Genomic DNA, 15,261 nt, shown 5'->3' on the forward strand with positions numbered 1-15,261 from the left:
GGGTGAGGTCAGCCGTCGAGGTCGCTGGCCACCAAGTCCGCGATGGCGTCCACCGCGGCCTGCGCGCCCTCGCCCTCCGCGGTGATGATCACCTCGTCGCCGTGGCCGGCGGCGAGGGTCATCAGGTTGAGCACGCTACCGGCGGCCACCGGGTCACGGCCGTCCTTGGCGATGCTCACCGCGACCGGTTGCGAGGCGGCCGCCTTGGCGACCAGCGCGGCCGGGCGGGCGTGCAGGCCCACCTTGCTCGCCACCGTGACTCGTCTCTCGGGCATTGCTTTCCTTTCTCCTACTTGCGAAACCGCTACTTCGCGGCGGTGGCCTCGAGATCGGCCTCGACCGCGTCGTCCTCGCGGCCCGGGGTCTTCAGGTTCCACTTCGCGATCACGAACCGGAACAGGAAGTAGTAGACCACCGCGTAGACCAGGCCGATCGGGACGAGCAGCCAGGCCTTCTCCGCCGCCGGTGCGTTCATGTTCAGCAAGAAGTCGATCGCGCCACCGGAGAAGTTGAAGCCCAGGTGGATGTCCAGCGCGTTGACCAGGGCCAGCGACAGACCGGTCAGCACCGCGTGGATGAGGTACAGCGGCCACGCGACGAACATGAACGCGAACTCGATCGGCTCCGTGACACCGGTGAGGAACGCGGTGAACGCGGCGGCCAGCATGACACCGCCGACGACCTTCTTCTGCGCGGGACGCGCGGTCTGCCAGATCGCCAGCGCGGCGGCGGGCAGGGCGAACATCATGACCGGGAAGAACCCGGTCATGAACGAACCCGAGCCCGGAACGCCCTGGGCGAAGTTGTTCAGGTCACCGCCGTCGAAGATGAACCACACCGGCACGTTGAGCAACTGGTGCAGGCCGACCGGGATGAGCAGGCGGTTGAAGAAACCGTAGACACCGCCACCGACGATCGGGCTCGCGGTCACCGCCTCACCGAGGTTGTGGAGGACGTGGTCGAACGCGGGGAAGATCAGCCCGAAGATCACCCCGAGGAAGATCAGGGCGAGCGAGTTGATGATCGGCACGAACCGGCGGCCGCCGAAGAACGCCAAGTACGGTGGCAGCTTGATGCGGTGGAATCGCTGCCACAGCACTGCGGTGACCAGACCGACGATGACGCCGCCGAGGACGCTGTAGGGCCATTTGACCGGCTGGAGCCACCAGCCTTCCTTGAAGCCCTCCATCTTGTTGATCGGCGCGAAAACCTGGACGACCTGGTTGAAAACGACGAAGCCGACCACGGCGGCCACGCCGGTGGAACCGTCGCCCTTGCGGGCGAAACCGACCGCGATGCCCACCGCGAACAGCAGCGGCAGCCAGTTGAACAGGCCGCCGCCCGCCGCCGCGAGGACCTCGGCCACCTTGTTCCAGCCGAGGCCGTCCTTGCCGAGCATGTCGTCCGCGCCGAACCTGCTCAGCAGGCCCGCTGCGGGGAGTACTGCGATGGGAAGCATCAGGCTGCGGCCGAAGCGTTGGAGTCCGGCGAGTCCTTTGCCCTTCCCCTTCGCCCCCTCCGCGGTGGTGGAGCTCATCGGGTACCTCCAGTGTTGACGGGGTGGCCGAAATCCGGGGTATTCCGGTCCAACTGCATGGTCACCTGGTAGTGATCACCCCGGTACCAGGACGTCATGTCCTCCACCGGTTCCCCCTTGCAACGGGAGACCCGGCGGAAGACCAGCAGCGGGCTGCCCGGGCGGATCCCGAGCAGCCTCGCCGTTTCGCGATCCGCCGATTCGGCCCAGACGGTCTGCCAGGCGTGGTCGAGACGGATGTCGTACTGCTGCGCCAGTTGCGCGTAAAGCGATTGCGTGAGGTCGAGATCGGGCAATCCCGGCACCCGGCCGGGGTGGTACCAGCCACGTTCCACCGCCAGCGGCACGCCGTCGGCACGTCGCAGGCGCATCAGCCGGTGCGCGGGCTGGCGTTCGCCGAGCCCGAGCGCGGTCGCCGAGGGCGTCGGCGGGATCTCCGTCGTGCAGCCCAGGACCTCGGTGCTCGGGACCAAGCCGCGACGGCGCATGTCGTCGGTGAACGACATCAGGTAGATCTGCAGTTCCATGCGCCGGTTCGCGGTGAAGGTGCCCTTGCCGCGCACCCTGGACAGCAGCCCCTCCTCGACCAGCTTGCCGATCGCCGATCGGACGGTCAGCCGCGACACGCGGTACCGCTCCGCGAGCTCCCGTTCGGACGGAATGGGGGAGCCGGGTGGCAGCTCCCGTTCGACCATCCGGCGCAGGATCTCGCGCAGCTGCGCGTGTTTCGGCGTCGGTCCTTCGACGACCCGGTCGACGTGGGAGGTGTGCGCGGTGGAGCTCATCACCATCACCTCCGGTTTCGTGATCCGGTCACCTGGTACTCGCACCACGTGGTAATAATTGGTACGTTCCGGTCTAGACCATTTGCTGATGGGGCAGAATGCTCCGCTACCCGATCAGGTGTCAACATCCGTTATGAGTTCGTGCTCACGGGCGGAGGGCATGACGACGATCGGCGTAGTAGGCCGGGCGCGGAACGCGCACAAGCTCTAACCAAGGGAGACCGCGATGGCGGATGACAGGCCGGAAAAGATCCTCGCGGCGCTCGGCGGCGCGGACAACGTGGTCGAGATCGAAGGCTGCATCACACGGCTGCGCTGCGAGCTGGAGGACATTTCGGTGGTCGACGAGGCGGCGCTGAAGGCGGCCGGCGCGATGGGCGTGGTGAAGATGGGCTCGGCCGTCCAGGTCATCGTCGGGCCGGAGGCGGACAACATCGCCAGCGACATCGAGGACCTGCTGTGAGTTTGACGGTGCAGAGCCCGGTGCCGGGCAAGACCGTGCCGATGAGCGAGGTGCCGGATCCGGTCTTCGCGGAGTCGATGGTCGGCCCGGGGCTCGCCGTGCAGCCCGCGGGCGGGCGCCAGAACGCGGTCGCGCCGGTCGACGGCACCGTGGTGACGCTGCACCCGCACGCCTTCGTCGTGGCCACCGAGGACGGCCGCGCGGTGCTCGTGCACCTGGGCATCGACACGGTGAAGCAGAAGGGCGAGGGCTTCACCCTGCACGTCGTCAAGGGCGAGTCGGTGCGGGCCGGGCAGCCGCTGATCGAATGGGATCCCGATGCCGTCGTGGCCGCCGGTTACTCCGCGATCGTTCCGGTGGTCGCGCTCGACGCGGCCCCCGAGGTGCTCTCCGGGCAGCTGACCGGGGCCGACGTGGTCGCGGGCGATCCGGTGTTCGTCTGGGACGACTGACGAACACCGGATCGGCCCTGTTCACTCCCCGGGATCCGGGAACTTTCAGGACGTGACGATCTGCCCGTTCTCGACCTTCACGGCGAGGGCGGGCAGTGGCTCCTTGGCCGGCCCCTTCTTGACCGCGCCGGTCATGGCGTCGAACACGGAGTTGTGGCACGGGCATTTCAGCTCGGCGCCGGCCGGGGCGACCTTGCAGCCCTGATGGGTGCAGGTCGCGCTGAACGCGGCGACCGTGGTGTCGGTGGGGCGCGCGAGGATCGCGTCCTTGCCGTCCGGCGTGGTGATCGCCTTGGCCTGGCCGACGGGGACGTCCGCGAGGTTCCCGAGCGGCTGCCCGGCCGCGGCGGGTGAGCTGGGCTGGTCACCGGCGGGCTGGCTCGTGGACGGTTTGGCGTCGTCGGCGCCTCCGCAGGCGGACAGCGCGGCGGCGCCGACGGCCGCGCCCGCGACGGCGGCCCCGGAGGTCAGGATGGTGCGGCGGGTGTGTGGTTCGGCAGTCATGTGCAGGGACACGAACCAGGTCTCGATTCGGTTCAACTTCACCCCGGATTGAACCGGGATACCGGCTCTCCCGTGTCCATGGGCGTACGGTTTGCCGGACACGGATCGGGGAGCGGCCATGATCGCGTGGGTGTTGCGGGTGCTGATCGCCGCGGGGCTGCTGGGCTCCGCGTGGGTGCATCTGGACCTGTGGCTGAACGACGGTTTCGCCGATATCGACGTGATCGGTCCGCTCTTCCTGGTGAACGTCGTGGCCGGGGCGGTGCTCGCGCTGGCCGTTCTGCTGTGGCACCACTGGCTGCCGGTGCTGGGCGCGATCGGGTTCGGCGCCGCGACCCTGGTCGCGTACCTCGTTTCGGTGACCGTCGGCCTGTTCGGGGTCCGGGAGGAATTCCAGACCCAGGCCGAGGTGTGGGGCGTGGTCACCGAGGCCGCCTGCGTGCTGTTCGGGATCGCCTTGCTGTTCGCGCGGCGCCGGGAGGACGCTCGCACGTGAAGGAGACCACCGACGACCAGTTGATGCGCGCGCTGCACGCCGAGCACGCGTCCGCGCTCTGGTCGTATGCGCTGCGTCTCACCGGCGGGGACCGCGTCCGCGCGGAGGACCTGGTGCAGGAGACGCTGCTGCGGGCGTGGCGGCATCCCCGGGTGCTGGATCAGTCGCAGGGGTCGGCGCGGGCGTGGCTGTTCACCGTGGCGCGGCGCATCGCGATCGACAGCTGGCGTTCGGCGGCCACCAGATCCGAGGTGAGCACCGACGTCCCGCCGGAGGTTCCGTTGCCGGACGACACCGACCGCGCCCTGCAGGGCTGGCTGGTGGCCGACGCGCTGAAAGAGCTGTCCGCGAATCACCGGGAAGTGCTGCTGCTGTGCTTCTTCCAGGGCTACTCGGTCGCCGACGCGGCGGCCCGCCTGGGGGTCGCGCCGGGCACGGTGAAGTCGCGCACGCATTATGCCCTGCGGGCGCTGCGGCTCGCGCTGGAAGAAAAGGGGGTGACCCAATGACTCGGCAGGTGGAGGATCCGTTCGCGCATCAGGACGCCGCGTACGTCCTCGGCGCGCTCTCCCCGGAGGACCGCGCCGCCTTCGAACAGCACCTCCGGGAATGCCCGGACTGCGCCCGGTCGGTGCAGGAACTGGCCGGACTTCCCGGGCTGCTGGGCCAGGTGACCCCGGAGATGGTGGCGCCCGAGGAGCCGTCGCCGGATCTGCTGCCGTCGCTGCTCGGTCGCATCCGCAAGGCACGCCTCCGCCAGCGGATGGCTTTGGCGGGGACGGGAATCGTCGCCCTCGCGGCCTCCGCCGCCGCGGTGGTGGCCCTGCTCGCCGGGCCGGGTGGCGCGGACCACCCGGGCACGCCGATGGTCCCGCTCGGCGCCTATCCGGTGCAGGCCAGCGCGCAGCTCGGCTCGGCGCCGGGCGGCGGCACGCTGGTGGACATGTCCTGCAGCTACCGCGGCGCCCAGGGCGGCGAGTACGAGTACGTGCTGGTGGCGGTGCGCCGGGACGGCGGCGCCGCGGAACTGGCCACCTGGCGCGCGATCCCGGAGAACACCGCGCACATCTCGGTCGGCACGGCGATGGCGCGCGCTGACATCCAGGCGCTGGAGGTGCGCACGCTCGCGGGGAAGCCGCTCCTGCGCTGGAATCCGTAGCCCACACGGGTGGCAATCGGCCGTTTTCGGGATGAACGGTCCGTTCGTGCGGCGACTTTCTTGCCTGGTCAGCGGTGGTGTGGCCAGGCTGGACAGCGTGGAATGGGCAATCGTGATCCTGTGCGCGATCAGCGGCGGCGGCGCCGGTCTGCTCGCGTGCCGGATGCTGCGCCGGTGCCGCCGCCCGGCGCCGGTTCCGGCCTGGTGCTGCGCCGCGGGCACCGGGCTGGGGTGGGCGGTCGTGGCCTGGCGTCGGCTGGCCGACGGCTGGCCCGCCTGGTGGTTCCCCGTTCCGCTCGTGGTCAGCACGCTGGCCGTACCGCTGATCTGCGCCGATCTGCGGCACCGGCGCCTGCCGGACGTGCTGACGCTGTCCGCCTATCCGGTGCTCGCGGTGGCACTCGGTGCGGCGGCGGTCGCGGGGCCCGGCCCGGGGCTCGCGGTCCGGGCGTTGCTCGCGGCCCTGGTGTTCGGCGGCCTGCACGCGCTGGTGCGGCTGGCGGCTCCGGCGGCGTTGGGCGGCGGGGACGTGAAGCTGGCCTGCGGGCTGGGTGCGGTCCTCGGCGCGGTGGGCTGGGCCGCGCTCCCGGTGGCCGCCGTCGTCGCCGCGATGGGCACCGTGCTGCTGGCCGCGGTGGCCGTCACGCGGCGTGCCGCCACCTGGCGGGACGGGGTGCCGCACGGGCCGGGCCTGCTCGCGGCCACCTGGCTGGTGTCGGTGTTCCCGGGGGCGGGGACGGAGGTGGGCATGGGCAACTGAACCGGACACCCGGTGTGACAGGATCGGAGGGTGTTGCGCTGGATAACCGCTGGGGAGTCACACGGTCCCGCCCTGGCCGCCGTGCTGGAAGGCATGGTCGCCGGAGTCGAGATCACCACCGCCGACGTGGCCGAGCAGCTCGCTCGGCGGCGGCTCGGGTTCGGCCGGAGCCCGCGGATGGGCTTCGAGACCGATCACGTCGAGTTCGTCGGAGGCGTCCGGCATGGGATCACCCAGGGTGGCCCGATCGCCGTGCAGATCGAGAACGCCGAGTGGCCCAAGTGGGAGAAGGTCATGGCGGCCGATCCGGTGGATCCCGCCGAACTGGCCGACCTCGCCCGCAACGAGCCGCTGACCCGGCCCCGGCCCGGCCATGCCGATCTGCCCGGGATGCAGAAGTACGGGTTCGGCGAGGCGCGTCCGGTGCTGGAACGGGCCAGTGCCCGCGAAACGGCGTCCCGCACGGCGCTGGGCACGGTGGCCCGGGCCTACCTCCGGCAGCTGCTCGGGGTCGAGGTGCTCAGCCACGTGGTGTCCATCGGTGGCGCGGAGGCTCCCGAGGGGCCGCTGCCCAAACCGGAGGATCTCGCGGAGGTAGACGCCAGCCCGGTGCGCGCCTTCGGGCAGGCCGGCACCGACGCGATGGTCGCCGAGGTCGACGCGGTGCGGAAGGCCGGAGACACGGTCGGCGGCGTGATCGAGGTGATCGCCTACGGGCTGCCGCCCGGGCTCGGCTCGCACGTGCACTGGGACCGGCGCCTGGACGCCCGGCTGGCCGGTGCGCTGATGGGCGTGCAGGCCATGAAGGGCGTCGAGGTCGGTGACGGCTTCACCACGGCCCGCCGCTGGGGCAGCCAGGCGCACGACGAGATCGATCCCGGAACCGGGCCGGTCGGGGTGACCCGGCGGTCCAACCGCGCCGGTGGGCTCGAGGGCGGCATCACCAACGGTGAACCGCTGCGGGTCCGGGTGGCGATGAAACCGATCTCCACCGTGCCCAAGGCACTGTCCACTGTGGATGTCACAACCGGTGAGCCGGCGGTGGCCATCCACCAGCGGTCCGATGTGTGCGCGGTGCCGAGGGCGGGCGTGGTGCTGGAGTCGGTCGTCGCCCTGGTGCTCGCGGACGCCGCCCTGGAGAAGTTCGGCGGGGACTCGCTCCCGGAGAGCAAACGCAACGCCGACGCCTACCTCAAGGCGCTCGAGGAGCGCTGGTGAGTCCGCGTGCGGTGATCGTGGGCCCGCCGGGCTCGGGCAAGAGCACGGTCGGGCGGCTGCTCGCCGAACGCCTCGGCGTCACCTTCCGGGACACCGACGACGACATCGTGGCGCGCGCCGGGAAGTCCATTTCGGACATCTTCACCACCGACGGGGAGCCCGCTTTCCGCGCGCTGGAAGAGGAAACGATCGCGACGGCGCTCGCCGAGCACGATGGTGTGCTCGCGCTCGGTGGCGGCGCCGTGCTCGCGCGGGGCACCCGCGAGCGGCTCGCCGGGCATCCGGTCGTCTTCCTCAACGTGGGCATGTCCGAAGGCGTCCGGCGGGTCGGCCTGTCGACCGCGCGCCCGTTGCTGAGCGGGGTGAACCCGCGCGCCACCTACAAGGAACTGCTCGACGCGCGGCTGCCCGTCTACCGCGAGGTGGCCGCCGTCGAGGTGGACACCGACACCCGGACCCCGGCCGAGGTCGTGGCGGCCATCGCCGAGGCGCTCGGTGTCTCCGGGGTGACCAAATAAGGAGCACGATGACCGATCCCGTGCGGATCCAGGTGAAGACCGGCCGGCCGTACGACGTGGTCGTGGGCCGCGGCCTGCTCGGCGAGCTGACCGAGACGGTGCGCGACGCGTCGAAGGTGGCGTTGATCCATCCACCGACGCTGACCACCACCGCCGAAGCCATTCGCGACGAGCTGACCGAGGCCGGGCTCGACGCGCACCGGGTGGAGATCCCGGACGCCGAGGACGGCAAGGCGCTGTCCGTGGCGAGCTTCTGCTGGGAGGTGCTCGGCCGGATCGGGCTCGACCGCCAGGGCGTGGTCGTCGGGCTCGGTGGTGGCGCGGTGACCGATCTGGCCGGGTTCGTCGCGGCCACCTGGATGCGCGGGATGCGGCTGGTCAACGTGCCGACCACGCTGCTCGGCATGGTGGACGCCGCGGTCGGTGGCAAGACCGGCATCAACACCGAGGCGGGCAAGAACCTGGTCGGGGTGTTCCACGAACCCAGTGCCGTGCTGGTGGACCTCGCGACGCTGGAAACCTTGCCGCCCAACGAACTGGTGGCCGGGATGGCCGAGGTCGTCAAGGCCGGGTTCATCGCCGACCCGCACATCCTCGACCTCGTCGAGCGCGATTCCGCGGCCGCCCTGGACACCCAGGGCGAGGTGCTGGGCGAACTGGTCCGGCGCTCGATCCAGGTGAAGGCCGACGTGGTCGCCGCGGATCTGCGCGAGTCCAGCCTGCGCGAGATCCTCAACTACGGTCACACCCTCGCGCACGCCATCGAGCGGCGCGAGCGTTACCGCTGGCGGCACGGGGCCGCGGTCAGCGTGGGCCTGGTCTTCGCGGCCGAACTGGCCCGGCTGGCCGGTCGCCTGGACGACGCCACCGCCGATCGGCATGCCGCGGTGCTCCGCCTGCTCGGCCTGCCGACCACCTACGACGCCGACGCGCTGCCGCAGCTCCTGGAGACCATGCGCGGCGACAAGAAGACCCGATCCGGGGTGCTGCGGTTCGTGGTGCTCGACGGGCTCGCCAAACCGGGCCGCCTGGAGGGGCCCGATCCGGCGCTGCTGGCCGCCGCCTATTCGGCCGTCGCGGCCGACGCGCCGAGCACCGGGGGGAGTGTGCTGCTGTGAAGGCCTGGGTGCTCAACGGTCCGAACCTCGGCCGCCTCGGCAAGCGCGAGACGTCGGTCTACGGCTCGACCAGTTACGAAGATCTGGTCCGCATCTGCGTCGACACCGGTACCGAACTGGGGCTTGAGGTCGAGGTGCGGCAGACCGACCACGAGGGCGAGCTGGTCGGCTGGCTGCACGAGGCCGCCGACGCCGGGATCCCGGTGGTCCTCAACGCCGCCGCCTGGACGCACTATTCGATCGCCGTCCGCGACGCCGCCGCCCAGCTGACCGCACCGCTGATCGAGGTGCACATCTCCAACGTGCACAAACGCGAGAAGTTCCGCAGCCACAGCGTGCTCTCCGAGATCGCCACCGGCGTGATCGCGGGCCTCGGCGTGGACGGTTACCGCCTGGCCCTGCGCTGGCTGGGGGACAACGCCCGCTGACCGGAAGACTGGGGGAAGCGCGTGAACGAGGTTCCGGTCCTGCGCACCGAGCGCCTGGTGCTGCGCGGAATCGAGTACTCCGATGCCGACGCGGCGATCCGGGTCTTCGCCGATCCGGAGATGAGCCGGTACTTCCTGGCCGATTACACCGATCCGGACCAGGTCCGGGCGATGGTCGAGCGCCGCGTGCGCGCCGAATGCCTGCCGGGCATGGGGCACTGGGTGTTCGAACTCGACGGCACGGTCGTCGGGATCGGGCACCTGCGGCCGAGCGAGGAACTGCCCGGCGCGCTGCCCGAGATCGGCTACAACCTCGACCGCGCGCACGGCGGCCGGGGGCTGGCCACCGAGGCCGCGACCGCCCTGATCGAGCACGGCTTCACCACACTCGGCCTGTCGTCGATCTGGGCGATCGTGCACGAGTCCAATGTGGCCAGTCTGAAACTGGCTCACCGCTTGGGTTTTCTCGATGTGGGCGGCGGTGAACACTACGGCGGCCCGCATCGGGTGCACGTGCTGCTGCCCGGTGCGCACGGCAAGCCGCACCACATCGAACTGTGGGTGCCCGATCTGGCGCGCGCGGAGGCCACCTTCGGCTGGCTGCTCGGCGAGCTGGGCTGGCGCGAGTACCAGCGCTGGCCGGACGGGGTGAGCTGGAAACTCGGCGCCACCTACCTCGTCGTCGAGCAATCGCCCGCGATGACCGCGGCCGGGCACGACCGGCTCCGGCCGGGGCTCAACCACCTCGCCCTGCACGTGGACACCCGCGCCCGCGTCGACGAACTGGCCGCGGCCGCCGAGCGGCACGGCTGGCGCCCGCTGTTCGCCGACCGGTACCCGTACGCGGGCGGCGACGCGCACTACGCCGCCTACCTGGCCAGCGAGGACGGATTCGAGGTGGAACTCGTCGCCGCCGAGCCCGCCCCGTCCGGGTGTGGTGTCACCCAGTCGAGCTAACCACTCTCTACACTGTGCCGTGCCGGTGGCGGCTGGGACAGGTACGGAGGGCGACCGACGGTATGGGCAGGTTGCGCCGGGGCTCGCTGGCCGCGCTGCTGGTGGCCCTGCTCGCCGTGGCGGCCCTCGCCGGGTGCAGCGACGGGAACGCACAGCCCCAGGCCGAAGGCGCGGGCCGCGATGTCGGGGTCGGCGGGGACAGACCGCATGTGCCCAAACCGGCCAATGTCGCCCTCGAGGTCGACTCCGGGCGGCAGAGCGGCGGCGTGGTCGCGGCCGGCGGCCCGGGCGCGCCGTACAACTACGGGCCCACGGTCATGGTCGACGGCGGCGGCCGGATGCGGATGTGGTGGTGCAGCCAGTACGGGGACGCGGCCCCACCGGGTGACGACATCCTCTACGCGGAGTCGGCGAACCTCGACGGGCCGTTCACCGGGCCCGGCGGCGGCGTGCCGAAGGCCGTGCTTTCGGGCAACCCGGGCGGATTCGACGGGGCGCACACCTGCGACCCCTCGGTGATCCGGGTCAACGGGACCTACCTGCTGTACTACACCGGCGCCGCGGGCGACCACGCGCTCGGCAACTCGATCGGCCTGGCCACCAGCACCGACGGGGTCACCTGGACCCGGGCGAACCACGGAGACCCGATCGTCACCCCGGCCCACGACGTGCACCGCGCGAACCTCTACGGCGCCGGGCAGCCCGCCGCGGTGTTCCTCGACGGCTGGTTCTACCTGATGTTCACCGACACCACCGGCCGCGCGGCGGGCTGGAACGGCGCCGGCCAGTTCCTGCTGCGCTCCCGGGACCCGGTGTTCGCCACCGGGGTCGAGGCGCTCGGCCCGAAGGGTTTCGCGCCGGTGCCCGGCACCGCGACGCCGCGGGAGACCTCGCTGGTGGACGCGTTCAGCGCCGATCTGATGTGGGTGGACGCCCTGGACGCCTTCGCCATCGCGCACGAAACCCAGGACGGCACCACGGTCACCTTCTGGAACCGCGATTTCACCGCGAACCCCTACCGCCCGGTCGTGGTGCCCGGGCCGTGGCAGGAGGGTCCGGGCCTGGCCCGGCGGCCGGACGGCCACGCCCCGGTGCCCGCCGCCGAGCCGTGCGACCGGGTGCCGCTCGACCTGGTGCGGGCCACGGTCAACGGCTCCGCGAACGCGCCCACGGACCTGCGCCGCTTCGGGATCGACCTGCACGGGGTGCGGGCGTGCGAGGAACCGGCCCGCGCACTGACCGTGCTGGACGGATTCGCGATGCCGTCCCCGATGCGCACCATCGATCTGGTCACCGGCGGGAAGCTGCTGCGGGTGGACCGCCGCTCGGTCGCCGAACGGCTGGCCGAGCACGTGCTGGACCGCAGGCTGCCGGAGCTGGACCGGATCCTGGTCGCGGCCCGGCTCCCGGCCCAGGCGCGGGCCCTGCTCGCCCCGGGCCCGGGCGTGGGATTCCTGCTCGACGACGGCCGGTTGTGGCCGGTGACCGTCCCCGGCCTCGCCGCGCTGAACGACTCACCGGTCGAAGCGGTCACCAACGAGCAGTGGGCCGCCTACCCGGCGGGCTCGCCGCTGGGGCGCTGAGGCGCCAGATCGCGGCGGGGCGGTTGCAACCTGCCACCGACGAACAGCCCGAGCCCGGCTGGGACGAGGATCAGCAGCGCGTTGAACGCCGCGCCCCCGGTCAGCGCGGGCCACAGTTCGCTCACGCCGGTCTGGTCGACGAAGATCGCGCGACCGATCACCGAGAGGATCCCGGAGAGCACGCCCGCGAACAGCGCCGCGATGAACCACGCGGTGCCGCGGGCGTCCCGCCGCAACCAGCCGTCCAGCGCGCCCCACAGCGCGGCCACGCCGACGAGCAGCGCGACCAGCACGATCTTGATCGTGGTCAGCTCTGTCGGCTGGTAGACGGCGACCTTGGCCAGGGCAGTGGCGGCCGCGGCATGCAGTACCGCCATGCCGAGTCCGCGAAGCAACCAGGACGGCATTGCTCCACGGTAACCCCATACTCAAGGCGGGACCGCCACGACCCGCGCCGACACTAAGCTGATCCGGTGCCTGAAATCCACGCTGCTCGCCGCAACGCCCTGCGCGCCCTCCTCGATCAGGACGGCCTGGACGCGTTGCTGGTCACCGATCTGGTCAACATCCGCTACCTGACCGGCTTCACCGGTTCCAACGCCGCCCTGCTGGTGCGCACCGCGGGCGAGGACGGCACGGTGTTCTGCACCGACGGCCGGTACACCACCCAGTCCTCGGTCGAGGTGCCCGATCTGGAGCGGGTGCTGGACCGGGCCAGCGCCAACGCGCTGGTGGCGAAGTCGAACGAGCACGCGGACCGTTACCGCCGCACCGGGTTCGAGAGCCAGCACGTGAGCGTCGAGCAGTACGAGACGCTCAAGGACCTGGCCGAGGGCGTCACCTTCGACCGGGCGCCCGGCCTGGTCGAGCGGCTGCGGCTGGTCAAGGACGAGGCCGAGGTGGCGGCGCTGCGCGAGGCGTGCGCGGTGGCCGACCGGGCGCTGGCCGACCTCATCGCGCACGGCGGCCTGCGCGCCGGGCGGACCGAGCGCGAGGTGGCCCGCGACCTGGAGAACCGGATGCTCGACCACGGTTCGAGCGGGCCGTCGTTCGAATCGATCGTGGCGGCCGGTGCGAACTCCGCGATCCCGCACCACCGGCCCACCGACGCGGTGCTCGCCGCGGGCGACTTCGTCAAGCTGGACTTCGGGGCCGTCGTGGACGGCTACCACTCGGATATGACCCGCACGCTCGTGCTGGGGGAGCCCGCCGGCTGGCAGCGCGAGCTGTACGACCTCGTGCGCCGGTCCCAGGCGGCGGGCCGGGCGGCGCTCGCGCCGGGCGCCGACGTGACCGCGGTGGACGCCGCGGCGCGCACGGTGATCGAAGAAGCGGGCCACGGATCGGAGTTCTCGCACGGGCTCGGACACGGCGTGGGCCTGGACGTGCACGAGGCACCGAGCCTGTCCACGACCGGCGTCGGTACACTGTCCGCCGGTATGGCGGTCACCGTCGAGCCAGGCGTGTACCTCGCCGGCCGGGGTGGCGTGCGCATCGAGGACACGCTGGTCGTGCGGGACGGAGATCCCGAACTCCTCACCCTGAGCAGTAAGGAACTCGTGGTCGTCTGAAGCACGACCCGTCGGAAACAGGAGAACTCACTCACGTGGCCACCACCAATGACCTGAAGAACGGCATGGTGCTCAACCTCGACGGCCAGCTCTGGTCCGTCGTGAACTTTCAGCACGTCAAGCCGGGTAAGGGCGGCGCGTTCGTGCGCACCACGCTCAAGCACGTGCTCTCCGGCAAGGTGGTGGACAAGACCTTCAACGCCGGCACCAAGGTCGACACGGCCACCGTGGACCGCCGCACCATGACCTACCTGTACAACGACGGCCAGGACTACGTGTTCATGGACGCCGACACCTACGACCAGATCAACGTGGCCAAGGAGACCGTCGGCGACGGCGCGAACTACCTGCTGGAGAACACCGAGGTCCAGGTCGCGGTGCACGAGGGCACCCCGCTGTACGTGGAGCTGCCGACCTCGGTCGAGCTGGTCGTGCAGCACACCGACCCGGGCCTGCAGGGCGACCGGTCCACCGGCGGCACCAAGCCGGCGACGCTGGAGACCGGCGCGGAGATCCAGGTCCCGCTGTTCCTGACCACCGGCGAGAAGGTCAAGGTCGACACCCGGGACGGCCGGTACCTCGGCCGCGTCTCCAGTTGAGTTCCGTGGCGCGAGGAGATACGCCGAAGCGCGGCGGCCCGATCGGCCGCCGCGCGTCGCGCAAGCGCGCGGTGGAGATGCTCTACGAAGCCGCCCAGCGCTCGGCCGACGCGGTGACGCTGCTGGCCGAACGGGTCGGCGCGGTCGAGGTCGATCCGATCAGCGACTACACGATCTCGCTGGTCGAGGGCGTGACCGCGCATCGCGACCGCATCGACGAGGTGCTCGCCGAACATTCGCAGGGCTGGACGCTGGACCGCATGCCCCCGGTGGATCTCGCGGTGCTGCGGGTGGGCGTCTACGAGCTGCTGTGGGCGGCGGACGTGCCCGATCCGGTCGCGATCGACGAGGCGGTCGGCCTGGCGAAGGAGCTGTCCACGGACGACTCGCCGCGTTTCGTCAACGGCGTGCTCGGGCGGATCGGGAACATCGCCGACCGTCTTCGCGCCGTGCTCTAGTCAGGTTGTGGTAACGCCGGACCCGATGGGCTCAAGGGAGCTCGGTTTACGCCGCACTCGTAAGGGCCGAGGCTCCCTTGAGCGCCGTCCGGCGCCCCGGGTCGTGCTCAGTCTTCTTTGGACGGACGGGCTTCCGGCGGCAGCACACCCCAGTCGATCAGCTGCTCGGTCAGTTCCCCGGGCGTCATGTCGTAGATGATCGCCAGCGAACGCAGGTCCTCGGTGCGAATCGAGAGCACCTTGCCGTTGTAGTCCCCGCGCTGGCTCTGGATGGTCGCCGCGTAGCGGGCGAGCGGGCCCACCTTCTCCGCGGGGAGCTGCTGCAACCGCTCCAGGTTGATCACGATCTTGGTGGCCGGTTCGGCGCCCGAAGGCACCCGGCCCTCCGGCAGCAGTTCGACCACCGGCACGCCGTAGAAATCGGCAAGCTCGGCCAGCTTCTGGACGGTTACGGCTCGGTCGCCGCGCTCGTACGAACCGACGACGACAGCCTTCCAGCGTCCGCCGGATTTCTGCTCGACCCCGTGCAGGGAAAGGCCCTGCTGCTGGCGGATACCGCGGAGCTTCGCCCCGAGCGCCTTGGCGTAATCGCCCATCTGGTGGTTCTCCGTTTCCTCGCCCCGGCTGACCGGGATGGCCGCCGAGAACTCCGTGA

21 protein-coding genes are annotated in these 15,261 nt (G+C 71.1%); 15 read left to right on the forward strand and 6 right to left on the reverse strand.

All coding sequences use genetic code 11. From position 1 onward, the window contains the following. Window positions 1-8: 8 nt before the first annotated feature. The 3 genes from FXO23_RS39760 to FXO23_RS39770 are packed head-to-tail and all read right to left on the reverse strand — an operon-like array spanning window position 9 to window position 2,322. Window positions 9-275, reverse strand: coding sequence for an HPr family phosphocarrier protein (locus FXO23_RS39760; RefSeq protein WP_158892142.1), 267 nt, complete (start codon window positions 273-275; stop codon window positions 9-11). A 29-nt stretch (window positions 276-304) separates the two neighbouring features. Then, the gene (locus FXO23_RS39765; protein WP_158892144.1) at window positions 305-1,537 is read right to left on the reverse strand and encodes a PTS transporter subunit EIIC; all 1,233 of its coding nucleotides are present in this window, start codon (window positions 1,535-1,537) and stop codon (window positions 305-307) included. Beyond that, window positions 1,534-2,322: a GntR family transcriptional regulator gene (locus tag FXO23_RS39770; RefSeq protein ID WP_158892146.1), complete on the reverse strand. Its 789-nt coding sequence runs from the start codon at window positions 2,320-2,322 to the stop codon at window positions 1,534-1,536. The genes FXO23_RS39765 and FXO23_RS39770 overlap by 4 nt, the downstream gene beginning before the upstream one ends. 226 nt (window positions 2,323-2,548) lie before the next feature. Here FXO23_RS39770 and FXO23_RS39775 point away from each other — a divergent pair, with 226 nt between their 5' ends. Together FXO23_RS39775 and FXO23_RS39780 are read left to right on the forward strand one after the other, a co-directional pair. Next, window positions 2,549-2,785 carry a PTS sugar transporter subunit IIB gene (locus tag FXO23_RS39775; RefSeq protein ID WP_158892148.1) on the forward strand — a complete coding sequence of 79 codons (237 nt, stop codon included), beginning with the start codon at window positions 2,549-2,551 and terminating at the stop codon, window positions 2,783-2,785. Next, entirely contained in the window at window positions 2,782-3,237 is a 456-nt protein-coding gene (locus FXO23_RS39780; protein WP_158892150.1) for a PTS sugar transporter subunit IIA, read from the forward strand. The genes FXO23_RS39775 and FXO23_RS39780 overlap by 4 nt, the downstream gene beginning before the upstream one ends. Window positions 3,238-3,282: 45 nt before the next feature. On the opposite strand, the gene FXO23_RS39785 is transcribed toward FXO23_RS39780, so the two are convergent. Continuing rightward, window positions 3,283-3,741: a Rieske (2Fe-2S) protein gene (locus FXO23_RS39785; protein WP_158892152.1), complete on the reverse strand. Its 459-nt coding sequence runs from the start codon at window positions 3,739-3,741 to the stop codon at window positions 3,283-3,285. 118 nt (window positions 3,742-3,859) lie between these two features. On the opposite strand from FXO23_RS39785, the gene FXO23_RS39790 reads away from it, so the two are divergent. From FXO23_RS39790 to FXO23_RS39835, 10 genes are all read left to right on the forward strand, one after another. Beyond that, the gene (locus FXO23_RS39790) at window positions 3,860-4,237 is read left to right on the forward strand and encodes a hypothetical protein (RefSeq protein WP_158892154.1); all 378 of its coding nucleotides are present in this window, start codon (window positions 3,860-3,862) and stop codon (window positions 4,235-4,237) included. A 23-nt stretch (window positions 4,238-4,260) separates the two neighbouring features. Then, window positions 4,261-4,746 carry a sigma-70 family RNA polymerase sigma factor gene (locus FXO23_RS39795; RefSeq protein ID WP_246258302.1) on the forward strand — a complete coding sequence of 162 codons (486 nt, stop codon included), beginning with the start codon at window positions 4,261-4,263 and terminating at the stop codon, window positions 4,744-4,746. Next, the gene (locus FXO23_RS39800) at window positions 4,743-5,396 is read left to right on the forward strand and encodes an anti-sigma factor family protein (RefSeq protein WP_158892158.1); all 654 of its coding nucleotides are present in this window, start codon (window positions 4,743-4,745) and stop codon (window positions 5,394-5,396) included. The genes FXO23_RS39795 and FXO23_RS39800 overlap by 4 nt, the downstream gene beginning before the upstream one ends. A gap of 46 nt (window positions 5,397-5,442) precedes the next feature. Further along, the gene (locus FXO23_RS39805) at window positions 5,443-6,156 is read left to right on the forward strand and encodes a prepilin peptidase (protein WP_246258300.1); all 714 of its coding nucleotides are present in this window, start codon (window positions 5,443-5,445) and stop codon (window positions 6,154-6,156) included. A gap of 30 nt (window positions 6,157-6,186) precedes the next feature. After that, complete coding sequence (gene aroC, locus FXO23_RS39810; RefSeq protein WP_158892161.1) at window positions 6,187-7,374, forward strand: chorismate synthase; 1,188 nt, start codon at window positions 6,187-6,189, stop codon at window positions 7,372-7,374. Next, window positions 7,371-7,892, forward strand: a complete 522-nt coding sequence (locus FXO23_RS39815; protein WP_179957010.1) for a shikimate kinase — start codon at window positions 7,371-7,373, stop codon at window positions 7,890-7,892. The genes aroC and FXO23_RS39815 overlap by 4 nt, the downstream gene beginning before the upstream one ends. A gap of 8 nt (window positions 7,893-7,900) precedes the next feature. After that, on the forward strand, window positions 7,901-9,010 hold the full coding sequence (gene aroB, locus FXO23_RS39820; RefSeq protein WP_158892163.1) for a 3-dehydroquinate synthase: 1,110 nt from the start codon (window positions 7,901-7,903) through the stop codon (window positions 9,008-9,010). Further along, window positions 9,007-9,438: a type II 3-dehydroquinate dehydratase gene (gene aroQ / locus FXO23_RS39825; protein WP_158892165.1), complete on the forward strand. Its 432-nt coding sequence runs from the start codon at window positions 9,007-9,009 to the stop codon at window positions 9,436-9,438. The genes aroB and aroQ overlap by 4 nt, the downstream gene beginning before the upstream one ends. 21 nt (window positions 9,439-9,459) lie before the next feature. Beyond that, a complete protein-coding gene (locus tag FXO23_RS39830) occupies window positions 9,460-10,395 on the forward strand; it encodes a GNAT family N-acetyltransferase (RefSeq protein WP_158892167.1) in 936 nt (311 codons plus the stop codon). A gap of 62 nt (window positions 10,396-10,457) precedes the next feature. Then, window positions 10,458-11,978 carry a beta-xylosidase gene (locus FXO23_RS39835; RefSeq protein ID WP_158892169.1) on the forward strand — a complete coding sequence of 507 codons (1,521 nt, stop codon included), beginning with the start codon at window positions 10,458-10,460 and terminating at the stop codon, window positions 11,976-11,978. Here FXO23_RS39835 and FXO23_RS39840 read toward each other — a convergent pair. Next, window positions 11,948-12,385 carry a B-4DMT family transporter gene (locus FXO23_RS39840; protein WP_179957011.1) on the reverse strand — a complete coding sequence of 146 codons (438 nt, stop codon included), beginning with the start codon at window positions 12,383-12,385 and terminating at the stop codon, window positions 11,948-11,950. The genes FXO23_RS39835 and FXO23_RS39840 overlap by 31 nt on opposite strands. A 66-nt stretch (window positions 12,386-12,451) precedes the next feature. On the opposite strand from FXO23_RS39840, the gene FXO23_RS39845 reads away from it, so the two are divergent. From FXO23_RS39845 to nusB, 3 genes are read left to right on the forward strand one after another with little or no spacing between them, the layout of a single operon-like run. Continuing rightward, window positions 12,452-13,549, forward strand: coding sequence for a M24 family metallopeptidase (locus tag FXO23_RS39845; RefSeq protein ID WP_158892171.1), 1,098 nt, complete (start codon window positions 12,452-12,454; stop codon window positions 13,547-13,549). Window positions 13,550-13,584: 35 nt separating this feature from the next. Continuing rightward, window positions 13,585-14,148 (forward strand): elongation factor P, encoded by a 564-nt coding sequence (gene efp / locus FXO23_RS39850; protein ID WP_158892173.1) that lies wholly within the window; start codon window positions 13,585-13,587, stop codon window positions 14,146-14,148. Between the two features lie 5 nt (window positions 14,149-14,153). After that, entirely contained in the window at window positions 14,154-14,606 is a 453-nt protein-coding gene (gene nusB, locus FXO23_RS39855; protein ID WP_158892175.1) for a transcription antitermination factor NusB, read from the forward strand. Window positions 14,607-14,713: 107 nt separating this feature from the next. Here nusB and bldD read toward each other — a convergent pair whose 3' ends face one another. Next, window positions 14,714-15,202 carry a transcriptional regulator BldD gene (bldD, locus tag FXO23_RS39860; protein ID WP_003096372.1) on the reverse strand — a complete coding sequence of 163 codons (489 nt, stop codon included), beginning with the start codon at window positions 15,200-15,202 and terminating at the stop codon, window positions 14,714-14,716. Window positions 15,203-15,261: the final 59 nt, after the last annotated feature.

The sequence above is a fragment of the Amycolatopsis anabasis genome, from assembly GCF_009765355.1.
GTDB classification, from domain to species: domain Bacteria; phylum Actinomycetota; class Actinomycetes; order Mycobacteriales; family Pseudonocardiaceae; genus Amycolatopsis; species Amycolatopsis anabasis.